This window comes from Rhodococcus sp. 14C212 (genome assembly GCF_011058195.1).
Lineage (GTDB): Bacteria > Actinomycetota > Actinomycetes > Mycobacteriales > Mycobacteriaceae > Rhodococcus > Rhodococcus aetherivorans.
Map to the genome: position 1 here is coordinate 38,345 of NZ_JAALEH010000006.1, position 15,624 is coordinate 53,968.

Sequence of the window (15,624 nt, forward strand, 5' to 3'; positions counted from 1 at the left end):
ATATCGGGATCCGCACAAGTTGTCTTGTGGCGCACCATAACTCGCGCGACGGTCCTCGTTCGGTGAGGGGCTTCCGCGGACCGCAGCCTCCGCGTCGAGTGCGGCTACCAGTACTGATGCCGTTTTCCGTCGGTGTCGGCGACGAAGATGACCGCGTCGGCGCCGTCCAGGTCCGCCGGACCCAGCGGGATGTGGCCGGGCACGATCGGTTCGCCCGTGCCGATCGACGGGGGAAGCGCGGCGCGCAGGGCCGGTGCCGGGAACAGGGCGCGGCGGGTGGTCGCCTCGGCCAACACGCCTTGGAGGGTGCCCGGATCGCTGTCGGGGTTGGCGTCGGTTGCCAGGAACACATAGCGCGCGCCGAGGCTGAGCCCGACGAGCGCGCCGGCGCTCCCCCAGCTCACCTCGTCCTCGCCGACCGGCATGTGGGACTGCGCACGCTGGAGGTGAACGTTGTGCGCGAACACCAGACTCGGCCCGCGTCGCTGCTCCTGGGCGACGATCGCGAGCAGGTTCTCGGCCATCATCTCGGCGCGCAGGCTGAGCAGGGTTGCGATGCGGTCGGGTGCGGGACTGGCCATGGCGGCGTGATAGCGCAGCAGGCCCTGGGCGGTGCGCGCGTGCGCGACGGCGTGGTCGTAGCCGGTCGGGTCGGCGGGGCGCAGGCCGGGTGCCGCGCGCCGCAGCGCGCCGGCGAGATCGTCGGCGACGATGCGCAGGGCGCGAGCGCGATCGGAGTCGCCGACGGACGCTGCCGGGTCGAACATGGCCGCCTGGTTCGTCCAGTCCGCGTCCTCGCCGAGCAGCGCGTCGAGGTCGCGGACCGATGCGGGCCGCAGCGCCGTGGGCAGGTAGTCGTTGGTCGAGGACAGTGCGCGTCGCGGGCTCGGCGCACCGGAGAACTCCAACGGCGCGTCGAAGCCGTGGAAGCGAACCCGATCCTGCGGCGCGCGGCCGGCATTGTGCGCGCGGAGCCATTCGACGAGTTCGCGGTTGCCCGGCACCGCGCCGAACCCGTGGCTGAACCCGGTCGCGAGCACCGTGTCGATCTCCGCCGTTCCCCCGGCCACGTAGTCGTCGACGACGGACGCGGCGAAGACATCGGTCTCCAGCACGACCGATCGGTACCCCCGTTCGACGAGGTGACCGAGGAGTTCGTTGCGCAGTAACGGGAACGCCTCGATCCCGTGGGTCGGCTCGCCGAGCGCGAGCAGGGCCGGCGGCTCGGGCCGCGTGGCGAGCAGTTCGTCGAGGGCGCGGCCCAGGCTTGCCGGGTCGTCGAATTGGCGGCCGATTCCACGCAGTGCTGCGGCAGTAGACATGAACACCCCTTGTCGGAAGGAACTGCCCTCGACGATATCGTTGAAGAATCGAGTGAAACTTCTGCGACTCCGAACTGGGATCCAGAGTGTTAAGCCTCAATCGGAGGTGGACGTTGCGACCGATCGACCTCGCCCGGGAACACGGGTTGTCCGCACAGGCGATCCGCAACTACGACGACGCGGGCATCCTCCCGCCGACCGAGCGCAGCGAGAGCGGCTACCGGCGATACACGCCCCTGCACGCGCAGGCTCTACGCGCCTTCCTGGCGTTGCGCCGTGGCCACGGGCACCAGCAGGCAACGGACATCATGCGCGCAGTCAACCGCGGCGACACCGAGTCCGCCTACCGGCTCATCGATGCCGCGCACGTCGCGCTGCTCGCCGAACGCGGCACCCGCACCGAGGTCGCAACGGCCCTGGGCGCCCTGTCCACTACGGCACCGGCCCCCGTCCACGGTCGACCGCCGACCGTGGGCGAACTCGCCCGCCGGCTCGGCGTGCACCCGGCCACGCTGCGCACCTGGGAGACCCAGGGCATCCTGCGCCCCGAACGCGACCGGGCAACGGGTTATCGCGAATACGGACCGGACTGCGTGCGCGACGCCGAGATCGCACGGCAACTGCGCCAGGGCGGCTACCCGCTGTCCCAGGTCGCCCGGTTCCTCGAATCGCTGCGCACGGCGGGCGGGGCGGACGCGTCGACCGCCTTCCTCGACTCGTGGCAGGACCGCCTGACCACGCGCAGCCGCAACCTTCTCGCCGGTGCGGCCCAGCTCGATACCTACCTCACCGTGCTCGATCGGACACGGCAGGGGTGGCCGACGACGTAGTGAGGGCAGTGTCCGCGCGACGTTGCGTGCCGGAACCCGTCGCGCCGAGCCGGGGGCTCGTCCACCACGGCAATGTCGCATCCAATCCTATTTCGGCGCTCTTACCTCGTCCGGCTCCTTGTCCGGCCGCAGTCCCTTCCAACTCGGGTGGCGCAGACTGTCGCCGGTGAACTCGCGATACTCGACGTCCCCGACCAGCACCGGCTCGGTCCATCGGGCGGCCCGGACGACGGGCGTCGGGGGCGTCACGTCGAACGGATCGGTGGGCCGCTCGAGTGCGTCGAGCCGCTCCCACAGGGCGCGCCGGCCGGCGGTGGTGAAGCCGGTGCCGAGGTTACCGATGTGGACGAGACGGCCGTCGTCGTCGTGGGCGCCGAGGACGAGGGACCCGAACGTCGTGCGGTGCATGCCGGTGCCCGGCAGCCATCCCGCGAGCACGGCCTCGGTGCTCTTGCGCAGGGCGGTCTTGATCCATGCCGGAGAGCGGCGTCCCGGTTGGTAGACGGAGTCGGTTCGCTTGCAGACGATGCCTTCGAGGCCGTGATCGCGGGCCAGATCGAGGAGGATCTTCGTGTCGGTGCCGACCCAGTGCGGCGGCGTGCGGACCAGGGGGCCGGACATCGACAGGTCGACCAGCCGGCGGCGACGTTCGAGGTACGGCAGCCCGGTCGTCGGCGCACCGTCGAGCGCGAGCAGGTCGAATGCATAGAACTCCACGAGGGTGGTCCGGATCAGGGCCGCCGTCGGCTTCACCACGTGGATGCGGCTCTGCAACCGAGCGAACGACGGTGCCCCGGACCGCGGATCGGGGGCGACGATCTCCCCGTCGAGGACCATCGGCCGGCCTCGCGACACCGCCGACAGCGCGATCGTCAATTCCGGGTAGACCGCCGAGACGTCCTTGCTGTTGCGGCTGTAGAGCCGGCACCGCTCGCCGTCGCACACCGCCACCGTGCGGGCGCCGTCCCACTTCATCTCCACCGCCCAGCCGGTGCCGATCGGTGGCCGGCCGGGCGTGGCCAGCATCGGTGCGGGTACCGCGGAGCGGGAGGCGGGCATGGGTCGAATTATCCGGTGCGCCGTGCCCGGCTGCAGGGTAACGGTTCGGAATCACCCTGCACCGGAACGAATTACACGCGTGTATTCCGCTGCCGTCCGGTGGTGAGGGTGCATCGCCGCCGTTCTCGATCCGGTGTCGCCACCCGCCGCTCGTCTTGACGACACTCCGGGGAGGTGTCTACCGTCACGCGTATCCACTCAGCGGACACGCGTTCGCATTACGAACACACGGATCGAGGATCGGGTATGAACGATCGGCACCCCGCCGGCCCAGGCGAGTCTCGGGCTCGGCGCGCAGCCTTCGGCAGCTTCGTCGGCGCCGTCATCGACTGGTACGACTTCATCCTCTACGGCCTGGTGGCCGCGCTCGTCTTCAACAAGGAGTTCTTCCCCAACGTCAGCCCGGCCATCGGCACGCTCGCCGCGTTCGCAACTTTCGGCGTCGGGTTCCTCTTCCGGCCGCTCGGTGGAGTGGTCTTCGGTCACTTCGGCGACCGCCTCGGTCGCAAGCGGATGCTGGTGCTCACCATCGTGATCATGGGAAGCGCCACTGCCCTGATCGGCCTGCTGCCGAGCTTCGCGTCGATCGGGTGGTGGGCGCCGGTCCTGCTCGTCACGCTGCGGGCTGTGCAAGGATTCGCGGTCGGCGGTGAATGGGGTGGTGCCGCGTTGATGGCGGTGGAGAGCGCGCCACCGAAGAAGAAGGCTCTCTACAGCAGCGGCGTACAGGTCGGCTACTCCGTCGGCCTGATCCTCGCCACCGGATTCGTCATGCTGATGAGCAGCGTCACGACCGACGAGGCTTTCACCCAATGGGGGTGGCGTGTTCCGTTCGTCGCCAGCATCGTGCTCGTCGCCTTCGGCCTGTGGGTGCGCTCGAGCGTGGAGGAGAGTCAGGAGTTCACCGAGAAGGTCGAGAAGCTCGACGCGGAGCTCGGCGGGCAGAGCCGCAAGCGCATCCCCCTCGTGGAAGCACTGACCAAGCATCCCAAGGCTTTTCTGCAGATCATCGGTCTGCGCTTCGTCGAGCTGTTCTCGATGTACATCGTCACGACCTTTGCGCTCAGCTATTCCACCAACGAACTCGGCATGGAACGCAGTTTCATGCTCAACGTCGGCCTGCTCGTCGGTGCCCTCGGAATGGTGACCATCCCGTTGTTCGCGTGGCTGTCCGACCGGTACGGGCGTCGCCGGGTGTACATGCTCGGTTCCGCACTCGGCGCCGTCTGCGCCTTCCCGTTCTTCGCGATGCTCGAGGGCGGCTCGATGATCGGCACCGTCATCTTCGCGGTGCTGTTGGTCAACATCGCCCACGACATGGTGGTCAGCGTGCAGCAGCCGCTGTTCACCGAGATGTTCGGCGCGGAGTACCGCTACAGCGGCGCCGGGGTGGGCTACCAGGTCGCCAGCGCGGTCGGGGGTGGCTTCACCCCCTTCGTCGCGGCGGCCCTGGTCACCGTCTCCGGCGGATCGTGGCACCTGGTGGCGGTCTATCTCGCCGGCGGATGCGTGATCTCCGGGGTCATCGCCTGGCGGCTCGGACACGACCACGGTGACGCCGGCCGGACCGCCCGGGCGTCACGGACATCGACTGTCGCGACCGCGCCCTGAGACGCGGATCGACCGGAGGCGGCGACGGACGGGGCCCGGGGCGCGGACACCATTGCGTGCGGGGCGGACGGAGGGGCGATCGGAGGATCGTTCGCTCCGCCGCTCCACCAGCCGGAGAGCCGAGCGCTCGAAATCCCTTACGTACAAGGGATTCTCGATCACACCATGCTGCACGGACCGGTTGATCCGCCTCGCCGGGCCGGGTGCGGCCGAGCACGGAACGGGAACCGCCGACACCGCGCACGGCTCACGGTCCGCTGATCGCGAGATCGGCCCCGATCCGCTGGGCCGCTTCCTGCAATCGGGAGACCACTCGTGCCTCGACGTCCGCGCCGGAATGCGCGATGTTCTGCAGGGAGGAGGTGAGGGCGGCGACGATCCGGCCGGTTCGGTCCCGGATGGGCACGGCGACGCCGCGAACCCCCAGTTCCAGTTCGTCCTCGGACAGCGCCCATCCCCGCGCGGCCGTGGCCAGGATCTCGGCGCGCAGCCGGTCCGGGTCTACGAGGGTCTGGTCGGTGAACGCCCGCAGTTCCGTCGTCTCCAGGTAGCGGTCGAGTTCCTCGGCGGTAAGGCCGGACAGCAGGACCCGGCCGTGCGAGGTCGCGTACGCCGGGAAGCGCATGCCGACCGAGATCGCGATCCGCACGATCCGCGGCGAACGGACCCGCGCGACGTAGAGTGCGTCCGATCCGTCGAGCACGGTGACCGAGACGGTTTCCTCGAGTTCGGCGGCGAGTTTCGCCAGGTGCGGTTCGGCCAGCTGCGGGAGCGCGAGACCCGACAGGTAGGAGAAGCCGAAACGGAGAACGCGCGGGGTCAACATGAAGCGACGGCCCTCCTGCCGCAGGAATCCGCGATCGACGAGGGTCAGCAGGATTCTCCGCGTTGTCGATCGGGTGATCCCCACAACCTGGGCCACTTCGCTGAGAGTGCGCTCCCGGTGCTGTTCGTCGAAGCACTCGAGCACCGCGAGCCCACGGTCCAGAGACTCGAGGAAGTACCGTTCACCGGCGGCCGATCGCATGAGCCAATCCTAGGCACGCCACGTGTCTTCACCTGACTCACGGATGGGCCTCCCGGGAGGCAGGCCGGTGCCGCCGCCCCCGTCGAGGCCCCGGAGGTACACCGCGATCGGTCGGGTCAATTGCGCGACGCTCGCGGCGGTGCCGGCGACGAATCCGTCCAGCGACCGGGCGCCGAGCAGCCGGTCTGCGGTCAGTCCCTCGACCAGGCTCACGAGATCGGCGGCCGCGGAGTCGGCGTCGTCGGCGCCGCAGGCGGCCACGAGGTCGCGCGCGGCGGCGCGGGAGAACAGGGCGGTCGCAAGGCCGGCGCGCTGCTCGGCGCCGATGGTCGGGTCGGTGGCCAGGGCGTACCGCACGAGCAGATCCCGGCGGCGGTGGGCCAGGTCGCGGTCGAGTGCCGTCGCGACCGCTCGCGCCGCGGCGTCGACGTCGGGCGGGGTCGGCGGGCGGGTGAGACCGGAGTGCTCGAACGCGTCGCGCGATCGCTCGGCGAGCCGGTGCACTGCGGCGTCGAGCAGGGCTCCGCGGGTGCGGAAGTAGTACGAGCACGAGCCGTCGGGCAGGGCGAGGGCGCGGTCGACGGCGCGGTGGGTCAGCGCGCGCAGTCCGTCGCGGGCGATCAGGTCGAGGGCGTCGCGCTCGTCGCCACCTCCAACTAGCCACCGTCGGGCCTGTTGCCCAACCCCCTGTTCCACCACCTGTTCGAGCCCACCATCGCCCTGCTCGAAGGCCGGCTCGAGGTGGTCGAGGTCGGCGGGCCGATCGACCGTCGCCGCACCGGCACGGCCACCCCGGGCGAGGGGTTCGCGTCGGGCGAGTTCCTCCCGCCCGGCGCCCTCGACGTTCCGGACCCGGGGGAGCGGCGAACCCTGCGACCGTCGGGCCGCGCGCTACCCGCACTCGCCGTGCGCGGCGACGTCGTGTGGTTCGACTTCGCCGACCTGTGCCGCGCCCCCACCGCGCCCGCCGACTACCTCGCCGTCCTCCGGGCCCACCGCGAGTGGATCGTCACCGGCGTTCCGCCGCTGCGCGAGCTCGACCCGGACGCCCTGCGCCGCTTCGGCAACGTCGTCGACGTGCTGTGCGATGCCGACGTCCGGCTCACGGTGTCGGCCACCGTCACGCGCGCCGACTTCGCGACGTCCGTCCCCGCCGAACCCGACGTCGACCGGCTGCTCAGCCGCCTCGCCCTGCTCCGCGAACCCGCCCGGGCCTGGATTCAGGACAGCCAAACCTTATAGACTGCCGCGGTGGTACCACGTTCTTCCGAGCTCGTCGACTGTCCGACGGTTCCGTTCGTCCGACATCTCGCCGAACACGGCGAACGGACCGCACTCGTCTGCGACGGCACCGAGATCACCTATCGCGACCTGGCCGAGCGGGTCGCCGCCGTCGCCGACCGCCTCGGCACCACCCGGCGTCTCGTCCTCGTCGCCGGGGCCAACGCCGTCGACCCGATCGTGGCCTACCTGGCGGCGCTGACCGCCGGTCATCCCGTGCTGCTCGTGCCCGGCGACCGGCCCGAGGCCCTCGCCGCGACGATCGGGGCCTACCGGCCCGACGTCGTCGTCGACGGCGACCGGATCGACGAACTCGCCGACGGCACCACCCACGACCTGCATCCCGACCTCGCGCTGCTGCTCAGCACCTCCGGCTCGACCGGCTCGCCCAAGCTCGTGCGCCTGTCGCAGCGCAACGTGCAGGCGAATGCCGAGGCCATCGCCGACTACCTCGACATCCGCGACACCGACCGCGCGATCACCACCCTGCCGATGCACTACTGCTACGGCCTGTCCGTGCTGCACAGCCACCTGCTGCGGGGCGCCGGGATCGTGCTCACCGACCGGTCCGTCACCGACCGGGGATTCTGGGACCTCGTGCGCCGGCACCGGGTCAGCGCCCTCGCCGGCGTGCCGTACACGTTCGACCTGCTCGACCGCGTCGGCTTCGCCGACATGGACCTGCCGAACCTGCGCTACGTCACCCAGGCCGGCGGCCGTCTCGACCCCGACCGCGTCCGCCGCTACGTCGACGTCGGCCGCCGCGACGGGTGGCAGTTCTTCGTCATGTACGGCCAGACCGAGGCCACCGCCCGCATGGCCTACCTGCCCCCGCACCTCGCCGCGGAGCACCCCGGCACGATCGGCGTCCCCGTCCCCGGCGGCGCTTTCCGCATCGACCCCGTGCCCGAGGCCGGCGACGGTGCCGGCGAACTCGTCTACACCGGGCCCAACGTCATGCTCGGCTATGCCACCGACCCCGCCGAGCTGGCCCTCGGGCGCGTCGTCGACGAACTGCGCACCGGTGACCTCGCCGTCCGCACCGACGCCGGGCTGTACCGGATCGTCGGCCGCCGCTCGCGCTTCGCGAAGCTGTTCGGCCTGCGCATCGACCTGCAGCGCATCGAATCCGTCCTCGCGCGCCACGAACTCGTCGCGTGCTGCGCCGGCGGCGACGACGAACTGATCGTCGCCGTCGAGGAAGCCGACGCCGCGCATGTGCGGGCGATCGCGGCCCGCGCGAGCGGGCTGCCCGAGTCCGCGGTGCGGGTGTGCGTCGTGGCCGAGCTGCCCCGCACCCCCAACGGCAAACCGGACTACCGCGCCGTCGCCGCGCTCGGCGCCGCCCCGGAACCGCCGCAGCCGGCGCCCGCGGCACGGGCCGTGGACCCACGGGAGCTGCGGGAGCTGTACGCGGACGTTCTCCGCCGTGACGACGTCACCGACGACAGCACGTTCGTCGACCTCGGTGGCGACTCGTTGTCGTACGTGCGCATGTCGGTGCGGCTCGAGCGGCTGCTCGGGCATCTGCCCGCGGACTGGCCGACGACGCCGTTGCGTGAGCTGAGCCCGTCGTCGCGCCGGACGCCGTGGGGCTGGCGGATCGTCGAGACCAACGTGCTCATTCGCGCCGTAGCGATCGTGTTCATCGTCGGCTCGCACCTGCACCTGTTCGCCCTCGTCGGTGGGGCGCACGTGCTGCTCGCGGCCGCGGGCTACAACTACGCGCGATTCCAGCTGCCCAAGCCCCGCGCCGAGCGACTGCGCACCACCCTGCTCAGCGTCGCCCGGATCGCCGCGCCGGCCGTCGTGTGGATCGGCGCGGTGCACGCGCTCACCGGCGAGTACCGCTGGTCGAGTGTGTTTCTGCTCAACGGGGTGCTCGGACCGCCCGCGTGGACGAAGGAATGGCGGTACTGGTTCATCGAGGCGCTGGTGTACGCGCTGCTCGCCGTCGCCGCGCTGCTCGCGGTGCCGTGGTTCGACCGGCACGAACGACGGTTCCCGTTTGCGTTCCCGCTCGCACTGGTGGGCGTGGGCCTGCTGACCCGGTACGAGGTGCTCGGGCCGGACATGCCGACCAGTCAGATCCTGGCGTCGTACGTGGTGTTCTGGCTGTTCCCGCTCGGCTGGGCGGCCGCCCGGGCGACCGCGGTGTGGCAGCGGCTCGTGGTGTCCGTCCTGGCGGTGGCGACGGTGCCGGGCTTCTTCCACGCCGAAACAGACCGCACCGCTCTCGTGATCGGCGGAATACTCCTGCTGATCTGGGTGCCGCGGACCTGGTGGCCGGCGCTGCTGGTGCGGCCGGCCGAGGTGCTCGCCGCCTCGTCGCTGTACATCTACCTGACCCACTTCACGGTCTATCCGCTGCTGCGGGACATCGACCCGTGGCTCGCGTTCGCGGCGTCGCTCGTCGTGGGTGTGGCGTACTGGCAGCTGTGGGTGCGGCTGTGGCCGCTCGGCAACAGCATTCGAACGAGCCGCGTGAAGCCCCTGAAGCCGAGCAGTGCGCGACCGGAATCGCCGCGGGCTGAATCCGGGTCGGTCCACGACCGCGGCCGCCGGCTCGGCGGAGCGACCTCAGGGTGAGTCCGTCGCCCAGAGTCTGTGGAGAGGACTCAGGCCCTTGTCGACATAGTCGGCGATCGGGCGGGTGCCGCCGTCGTCGAACCACAGTTCGAGTGCGGCAAAGTAGCCGAATACGAGCGCGTTCGCGGCGACACGGGCCTGGGTCCGGTCGAGCCCCTTGTCGGTGACGAGCAGCGGCGCGATGCGCTGCGCAGCGCGGTCGAGTTCCGCGAGAGCCGCCGTGCGCACGGACGGCTCGGTGAAGAAGTAACGCACCCGGCGCCACGGGCTCCTACTGCTTGTCGGCGCGCTGTCGTGTTCGGTCGAGCCGGCGGGCGCCGCCTCGTATCGTCGAACCACCTGGAGCAGGCTTCCGATCGGGTCCGTCGGATCCAGAATGCCGGAGAGCGTCTCCTGGCTCATCACGTCGAACTCGTCGGAGACCAGCAGACCTTCCTTGGTGCCGAAGTAGCGGTACACCGAGGACGGTGAGACCTCGGCGGCCGCGGCGATCTCCTCGATCGTGACGGCATTGAATCCGCGCTCGTCGAACAGGTCGAGAGCTCGTTCCTGAATCGTGCGCATGGCGGAACGCCGCCACTGTTCGCGAAGACCGGCCATTCGGCCGAGCATACGGCTTGGAGAGTTACTACCAGTCCGCCAGCGGCTGTCGTTCGGATGTTGCATGTCACCCATCGGGCGGTAGAGTGGGTGTCCATCGGAAAGTTACTCTCATTTTGATGGTGACGGTCAGGTTGCCACGACGATCACCGCCTTCCACCGACGAGGGAGCCACCATGACTTCTGAAGCCGTAACCCAGGGATCGCGACATCGCACCGTTCTTGCGGCGATGTGGACCGGACTCGCCTTCACGGTCCTTGCCGCCCTCTACCCGTTCGTCGATCGCGCCACCACGCATGTGCTGGCCGACCACATCCGGCACGGATATCCGTCGTACAGTGCCGGCGAGGTCGACGCGGCTGTCACGGCGTACCTGGTGATCCTCTCCGTCGTGGGCGGCCTCGGCCTCATCAGCTGGCTCGTCACGATCCGGGCGGTACGTGCCGACAGGGGCTGGATACGCTGGGCCGCGCCCGTCGTCTTCGTCGCGGCAGCAGGCATCACACTTGCCGGGCTCACGGTCACCGACACCTCCGGCGAGGTCGGCCTGGCACCCTTGCTGGGCTGGCTTCTGGTGCTTCCCTGCCTGGCCGGGGTGGTGGCGGTTGTCGGGCTGTGGCAACGACGGTGAACGCACGAGCCGTCGCGGCCGGGATCGGTCGCATGACCGTCCGGGCCCTCGGCCGTCACCATGCTTGCGCGCCGCCGGTGCTACCCGAGCGCGTGAGGACGCGCGCGGGTAGCACCGGCGGGCGCGGATATCCGGCGCCTTCTCGTCAGGGCAGCAGGCGGTCGATGAAGCTGTTGCTGAACACCCGGTGCGGGTCGAGCCGGTTGTACACCGCCCGCGCGGAGTCCCAGTTCTCGTCCGCGGGCACGCCCTCCCGGTAGGTGTCGGGCAGGACCTGCTCGATGACCCGCTGGTCCGTGTACGGCAGCTCGGGACCGAACGCCCAGCCCTTGGACCATTCGGGCCGGAACGTGGAGTCGCCGTTGTTGTAGTGACCGCGCATCCACTGCTCCATCTCGCGGTAGAACGCGAACATGCCGGGGGTGCCCGGCACCCCGAGCACGTTGAGCCAGATCGCGGTGTCCCACTCGGGGTGGTCGGGTCGCGGCCGGGTCGCGGAGATGGTCGGGGCCCCGGCGGACGGGACCCGCACGTCGTCGGGCTGATCGAGTCCGCAGCATCGGATCTCGACCGGGCCGTTGAGCGGGTACCGGCCGAGTGCCTGGTAGTGCTCGATGCGTTCGTGGAACCACTGTGTGAAGTCGTGGATCACGTTCGCGATGTTGGCGCGGTTGGTCAGGACCGCGCCGCCGCCCTCCGTGAGCCGCAGGGTGGTGGCCTTGATGTAGAACTGCAGGTCCTTGGACCAGCCCCAGATGTCGCTCGAGTTCGTGGCGGCGAGGCCGGCGACAGTGGTGTTGTAGTAGACCTGCCCGAAGGCCGGCGCGATGGCGGGGTTGCCGGCCGTCATCTGCCCGAGCAGGTCGGTGACGGGCTCGGGGACGTTGTCCGAGAACGGATAGTTGTACGGGCCGAACACCTCTCGGGACGTCGCCGGCTTCTGCGGAGCGAGGGACCACACCTTCATCCACGGCTTGTCGGTGAACGGATACCAGATCGCCTCCGCGCGCCCGCAGGCCCGCACGAAGCTCTCGAAGGTGCGTCCCGGTGCTCCGGCAGGCGCGAACAGCTCGCGCCAGTCGATGTCGGTGTAGCTCTGGCACCGCATCCGGGTGTCCGGGCCGGCCTGCAAGGTGACCGAGGTGACGAACGTCCGGCCGAGGTGGGCGAGCAGCGCGGTGATGTCCGCGTCGGCGCGCGTGTAGGTGCGCAGCGCGTACTCGCTGCCGTTCCACGCCACCGTGGTCAGTTCCGTGACGAGATTGCTCAGGGAGCCGAACGTGTGTCCCGGGACGTTCTTTTCGCCGTCGGCGGGCAGCGCCGCACCGTGCGCGTTGACGGCCAGGGCACCGGCGACGGACAGCACGCCGGGGGCGGGGAGGTTGGCCCAGCCGAGGCCGTGCCCCTGCAGCGCCGTGGTGATCGCGTCGAGCGTGGCTCCGGCTCCGGCGGTGACGGTGGCGGGATCCGAACCGGAGTGCACCGCCACCCCGTTCAGGTGCGCCATCGTGTCCGCCAGGATCACCCTGTCCACCGGTGCGCCGTTGACGATGGTCAGCGGAGTCCAGCCGTGCATCGCGCCACGCGGCCGGATGGTGTAGCCGTGAGCGTGGGCCCAGTTCGCGAGCCGGACGACGTCCTCGGGACTGCGCGGGGTGCACGTCCAGATCGCGTCGAGCATGATCTCCTTGGACCAGTTCTGGTAGGCCTGCTGGTAGAGGGTGATGCCGTCGGGAAACGCGGCCGGGGTGGTCAGGGTGGCGCCGGACGAGCCGGCCGGTACGGCGTGGACGGGGGTCCAGCCGCCGAGCGCGGTGGCGGCGAGCGCGCCCGCGCCGGCGGCGAGGAAACCCCGGCGGGACAGGCGCAGGGGTGCGGTGCGAATCGTCATGAACACACTGCTTTCTCACCGGCCCGTGCCGGGCCGGTGCTGGGGGAGGAGGGGGTGTCAGGCGATGGTGAGGACCACGTCGGTGAGGGCGGGCGCGAGGTCGCGCTCGACCACCGCGGCGCTCGCGAGCAGCCGGTCGCCGGTGCGCCAGGCGCGCACCCGCAGGGTCTCGCCGGGAAAGACGACGCCGGCGAACCGGGCCGTGAATCCGCGCACGGACGCGGCATCACCGTCGAGCGCCGCGTCGGTGAGCGTCTTGCAGACGATCCCGTACGTGCACAGCCCGTGCAGGATCGGAGCGGGGAACCCGGCGGCCTGCGCGAACTGCGGGTCCGAGTGCAGCGGGTTGCGGTCGCCGCACAGCCGGTACAGCAGGGCCTGTTGCGGCAGCGTCGCGACGTCCACCTCGAAATCGGGTGTCCGGTCCGGTAGTTCGACGGACTCGGACGGTCCGCGTTCGCCGCCGAAGCCGCCCTCGCCGCGGGCGAAGATGGACGAGCGGGCCGTCCACAGCGGGGTGCCGGCCGGATCCGTGGTCGTCGACTCCTGCACGATCACCGCGGCCTTGCCCTTGTCCCACACCTCGGCGATTCGGGTCACGGTGCGGCCCTTGCCTTCCGGTGGTAGGGGAGCGTGCACCGTCACCTCCTGGCGGCCGTGCACCACCTTCGCCAGATCGATCTCGATGCCCGGGAACGAGACCTTCGGCGGCTCGGTGGCGTGGAACGTCGCGGCGACGGTGGCGAAGGTGGGCAGGACCTGCGGATCGCCGTCGCGCAGGTAGCGCAGCTCACCGCGGTCGGTGGGACGCGCGCCGGCGCCGAGACCGAGGTGATAGAGCTGGACGTCGCTGCTGCTCCAGGCGAATTTCTGGGCGGACAGTTCGGCGCCGAGTGCGACGGCGGGATCGATGGGCACGCGGGACCCTTTCTGTTCGGCGGACGGGGCTCGGCTGGATCGACTGCGGCTCAGTGCTGTTCGGCGGTCTCGGAGACCGGCCGCGCGGCGGGCTGGTCCGGTCGGCCGAGGGCATCGAGGACCGCGAGATAGGCGAAGGTCATGGCCGGGCCGATCGTCGCGCCGGGGCCGGCGTAGGTGTGGCCCATGACGGGACCGCTGGCGTTGCCGGCCGCGTAGAGCCCCTCGATGACGGTCCCGTCCTCGCGCAGGACCCGGGCGTCGGCGTCGGTGCGCAGGCCCCCCTTGGTGCCGAGATCGCCGGGCACCACCTTGATCGCGTAGAAGGGGGCCTTGTCGATGGCGCCGAGGCTCGGATTGGGCTTGTTGCGCGGGTCGCCGTAGTAGTGGTCGTAGCCGGATTCGCCGCGTCCGAAGTCCTCGTCCCGGCCCGCGCGGGCGAAGCCGTTGAATCGTGCGACGGTCGCGGTGAGGGCGTCCGCCGGCACGCCGATCTTCTCGGCGAGCTCGTTGATCGTTCCGGCCGCGACCACCACACCCGCCTTCAGCCACCGCTTGGGGAAGGGGCTGCGGGGCGTGATGCCGGCGAAGGTGTAGCGATTGCGGTAGCGCTGGTCGAGGATCATCCAGCACGGGATGTTCTCGCCGGGTCCGTCGCCCCGGCCGTGGCGGCCGCCGTACATGGCGTGCACCGCCTCGACGTACGGAGCGGATTCGTTGACGAAGCGCCGGCCCGCCGCGTTGACCATCATCGAGCCCGGCAGGCTGCGCTCGGACAGGGCGAACCACGGGCCCCCGGTGAGCGGGAAGGACGGGCCCCACCAGGCGTCGTCCATGAAATCGACGGCGGCACCGAGGGCCTGGCCCGCACGGATGCCGTCCCCGGTGTTGGCCTTCGCGCCGACGGTCCACTCGGTGCCGATCGGGGCGCGCTGATACTGCGTGCGCATCTGTTCGTGGTGTTCGAAGCCGCCGGAGGCGATCACGACGCCGCGGCGGGCCCGGATGGTGCGCGCCCGCCCGTCCGACTCGACGCGCACACCGCGCACCACCCCGTCCTCGACGACGAGGTCCGTCAGGGCGGTGTTCAGCAGCAGCGGTACCCCGGCGTCGCGCAGGCCGACGCGGAGTCCGGCCATGAGCGCCTGGCCGCGGACCAGCAGGTGCTTCTTCGTCGCGCGTGCCCACAGGTACCGCATGCCGACCTTCGCGGCGCGGACCGGTCCGCGCGGGTTGCGCATGAGGAGATTGAGCCACTTGTAGTCGGCCTGGGTGATGACGAAGTTCGGCGGGCCCTTGACGTAGTCGGGCTCGAGCAGGGCGAGGTCGTCGCCGAGGCGCTTGCCGTCGAACGGCTTCGGCTCGACGGACCGCCCGCCGAGCCGGCCGCCGGGGGCCTCGGGGTAGTAGTCGGAGTAGCCCGGCACCCACTGCAGTTCCAGGGCGCTGTGCTTCAGCACGAAGGACAGCATCTCCGGCCCGCGGTCGATGTAGGTGTCGATCTTGTCGGCGGGCACCACGTCGCCGATGATGCTGTGCAGGTAGGTGCGGGCCGAGTCCGGGGTGTCGGTGACCCCCGCGGCCCTCAGGGCCTCGTTGTTCGGGATCCACACCCCGCCGCCCGAGCGCGCGCTCGAGCCGCCGTAGTGGGGTGCCTTCTCGATCAGGACGACGCTCGCGCCCTGGTGCGCGGCGGTCAGCGCGGCGGTCATTCCGCCGGCACCGCTGCCGACTACGACGATGTCGTATTCCTGCTTGATCATGTAGAACACGTTATAGAATGATGGCGCGGTGAGTCCATCCCCTCTGCCAGGAAGAATCACCCGCACACCACGGGCCGAACGGAAACAGGTTGCAGAACATG

At 70.5% G+C, this 15,624-nt stretch carries 13 protein-coding genes; 5 read left to right on the forward strand and 8 right to left on the reverse strand.

Annotation, left to right across the window (positions count from 1 at the left end; all coding sequences use genetic code 11):
- Nucleotides 1-104: 104 nt before the first annotated feature.
- Nucleotides 105-1,322, reverse strand: coding sequence for an erythromycin esterase family protein (locus tag G6038_RS04755; protein ID WP_165036167.1), 1,218 nt, complete (start codon nucleotides 1,320-1,322; stop codon nucleotides 105-107).
- A 113-nt stretch (nucleotides 1,323-1,435) separates the two neighbouring features.
- Here G6038_RS04755 and G6038_RS04760 point away from each other — a divergent pair, with 113 nt between their 5' ends.
- On the forward strand, nucleotides 1,436-2,152 hold the full coding sequence (locus G6038_RS04760) for a MerR family transcriptional regulator (protein WP_165036168.1): 717 nt from the start codon (nucleotides 1,436-1,438) through the stop codon (nucleotides 2,150-2,152).
- An 87-nt stretch (nucleotides 2,153-2,239) separates the two neighbouring features.
- On the opposite strand, the gene ligD is transcribed toward G6038_RS04760, so the two are convergent.
- A complete protein-coding gene (ligD, locus tag G6038_RS04765; RefSeq protein WP_165036169.1) occupies nucleotides 2,240-3,211 on the reverse strand; it encodes a non-homologous end-joining DNA ligase in 972 nt (323 codons plus the stop codon).
- 246 nt (nucleotides 3,212-3,457) lie between these two features.
- On the opposite strand from ligD, the gene shiA reads away from it, so the two are divergent.
- Nucleotides 3,458-4,822 (forward strand): shikimate transporter, encoded by a 1,365-nt coding sequence (gene shiA / locus G6038_RS04770; RefSeq protein ID WP_165036170.1) that lies wholly within the window; start codon nucleotides 3,458-3,460, stop codon nucleotides 4,820-4,822.
- Between the two features lie 247 nt (nucleotides 4,823-5,069).
- Here shiA and G6038_RS04775 read toward each other — a convergent pair whose 3' ends face one another.
- Nucleotides 5,070-5,849 carry an IclR family transcriptional regulator C-terminal domain-containing protein gene (locus tag G6038_RS04775; protein ID WP_165036171.1) on the reverse strand — a complete coding sequence of 260 codons (780 nt, stop codon included), beginning with the start codon at nucleotides 5,847-5,849 and terminating at the stop codon, nucleotides 5,070-5,072.
- Nucleotides 5,850-5,858: 9 nt separating this feature from the next.
- On the reverse strand, nucleotides 5,859-6,473 hold the full coding sequence (locus G6038_RS04780; RefSeq protein ID WP_165036291.1) for a TetR/AcrR family transcriptional regulator: 615 nt from the start codon (nucleotides 6,471-6,473) through the stop codon (nucleotides 5,859-5,861).
- A 51-nt stretch (nucleotides 6,474-6,524) separates the two neighbouring features.
- Here G6038_RS04780 and zapE point away from each other — a divergent pair, with 51 nt between their 5' ends.
- Nucleotides 6,525-7,091, forward strand: coding sequence for an AFG1/ZapE family ATPase (zapE, locus tag G6038_RS04785; protein WP_240918299.1), 567 nt, complete (start codon nucleotides 6,525-6,527; stop codon nucleotides 7,089-7,091).
- A gap of 9 nt (nucleotides 7,092-7,100) precedes the next feature.
- Nucleotides 7,101-9,719, forward strand: coding sequence for an AMP-binding protein (locus G6038_RS04790; protein ID WP_346772741.1), 2,619 nt, complete (start codon nucleotides 7,101-7,103; stop codon nucleotides 9,717-9,719).
- Here G6038_RS04790 and G6038_RS04795 read toward each other — a convergent pair.
- Nucleotides 9,711-10,319 (reverse strand): TetR/AcrR family transcriptional regulator, encoded by a 609-nt coding sequence (locus tag G6038_RS04795; protein WP_165036172.1) that lies wholly within the window; start codon nucleotides 10,317-10,319, stop codon nucleotides 9,711-9,713. The genes G6038_RS04790 and G6038_RS04795 overlap by 9 nt on opposite strands.
- 176 nt (nucleotides 10,320-10,495) lie before the next feature.
- Here G6038_RS04795 and G6038_RS30890 point away from each other — a divergent pair, with 176 nt between their 5' ends.
- The gene (locus tag G6038_RS30890; RefSeq protein WP_206024287.1) at nucleotides 10,496-10,951 is read left to right on the forward strand and encodes a hypothetical protein; all 456 of its coding nucleotides are present in this window, start codon (nucleotides 10,496-10,498) and stop codon (nucleotides 10,949-10,951) included.
- 145 nt (nucleotides 10,952-11,096) lie between these two features.
- Here G6038_RS30890 and G6038_RS04805 read toward each other — a convergent pair whose 3' ends face one another.
- From G6038_RS04805 to kstD, 3 genes are read right to left on the reverse strand one after another with little or no spacing between them, the layout of a single operon-like run.
- Complete coding sequence (locus G6038_RS04805) at nucleotides 11,097-12,842, reverse strand: cholesterol oxidase substrate-binding domain-containing protein (RefSeq protein WP_165036173.1); 1,746 nt, start codon at nucleotides 12,840-12,842, stop codon at nucleotides 11,097-11,099.
- Between the two features lie 57 nt (nucleotides 12,843-12,899).
- A complete protein-coding gene (locus G6038_RS04810; protein ID WP_165036174.1) occupies nucleotides 12,900-13,760 on the reverse strand; it encodes a MaoC/PaaZ C-terminal domain-containing protein in 861 nt (286 codons plus the stop codon).
- A 50-nt stretch (nucleotides 13,761-13,810) separates the two neighbouring features.
- Nucleotides 13,811-15,523, reverse strand: coding sequence for a 3-oxosteroid 1-dehydrogenase (gene kstD, locus G6038_RS04815; protein WP_165036175.1), 1,713 nt, complete (start codon nucleotides 15,521-15,523; stop codon nucleotides 13,811-13,813).
- Nucleotides 15,524-15,624: the final 101 nt, after the last annotated feature.

Excerpts from the sequence above, each read along its gene's own strand:
- G6038_RS04755 (WP_165036167.1), bottom strand. The coding sequence starts at position 1,322 with ATGTCTACTGCCGCAGCACTGCGTGGAATCGGCCGCCAATTCGACGAC.
- ligD (WP_165036169.1), bottom strand. The coding sequence starts at position 3,211 with ATGCCCGCCTCCCGCTCCGCGGTACCCGCACCGATGCTGGCCACGCCC.
- shiA (WP_165036170.1), top strand. The coding sequence starts at position 3,458 with ATGAACGATCGGCACCCCGCCGGCCCAGGCGAGTCTCGGGCTCGGCGC.
- G6038_RS04775 (WP_165036171.1), bottom strand. The coding sequence starts at position 5,849 with ATGCGATCGGCCGCCGGTGAACGGTACTTCCTCGAGTCTCTGGACCGT.
- G6038_RS04795 (WP_165036172.1), bottom strand. The coding sequence starts at position 10,319 with ATGGCCGGTCTTCGCGAACAGTGGCGGCGTTCCGCCATGCGCACGATT.
- G6038_RS30890 (WP_206024287.1), top strand. The coding sequence starts at position 10,496 with ATGACTTCTGAAGCCGTAACCCAGGGATCGCGACATCGCACCGTTCTT.
- G6038_RS04805 (WP_165036173.1), bottom strand. The coding sequence starts at position 12,842 with ATGACGATTCGCACCGCACCCCTGCGCCTGTCCCGCCGGGGTTTCCTC.
- kstD (WP_165036175.1), bottom strand. The coding sequence starts at position 15,523 with ATGATCAAGCAGGAATACGACATCGTCGTAGTCGGCAGCGGTGCCGGC.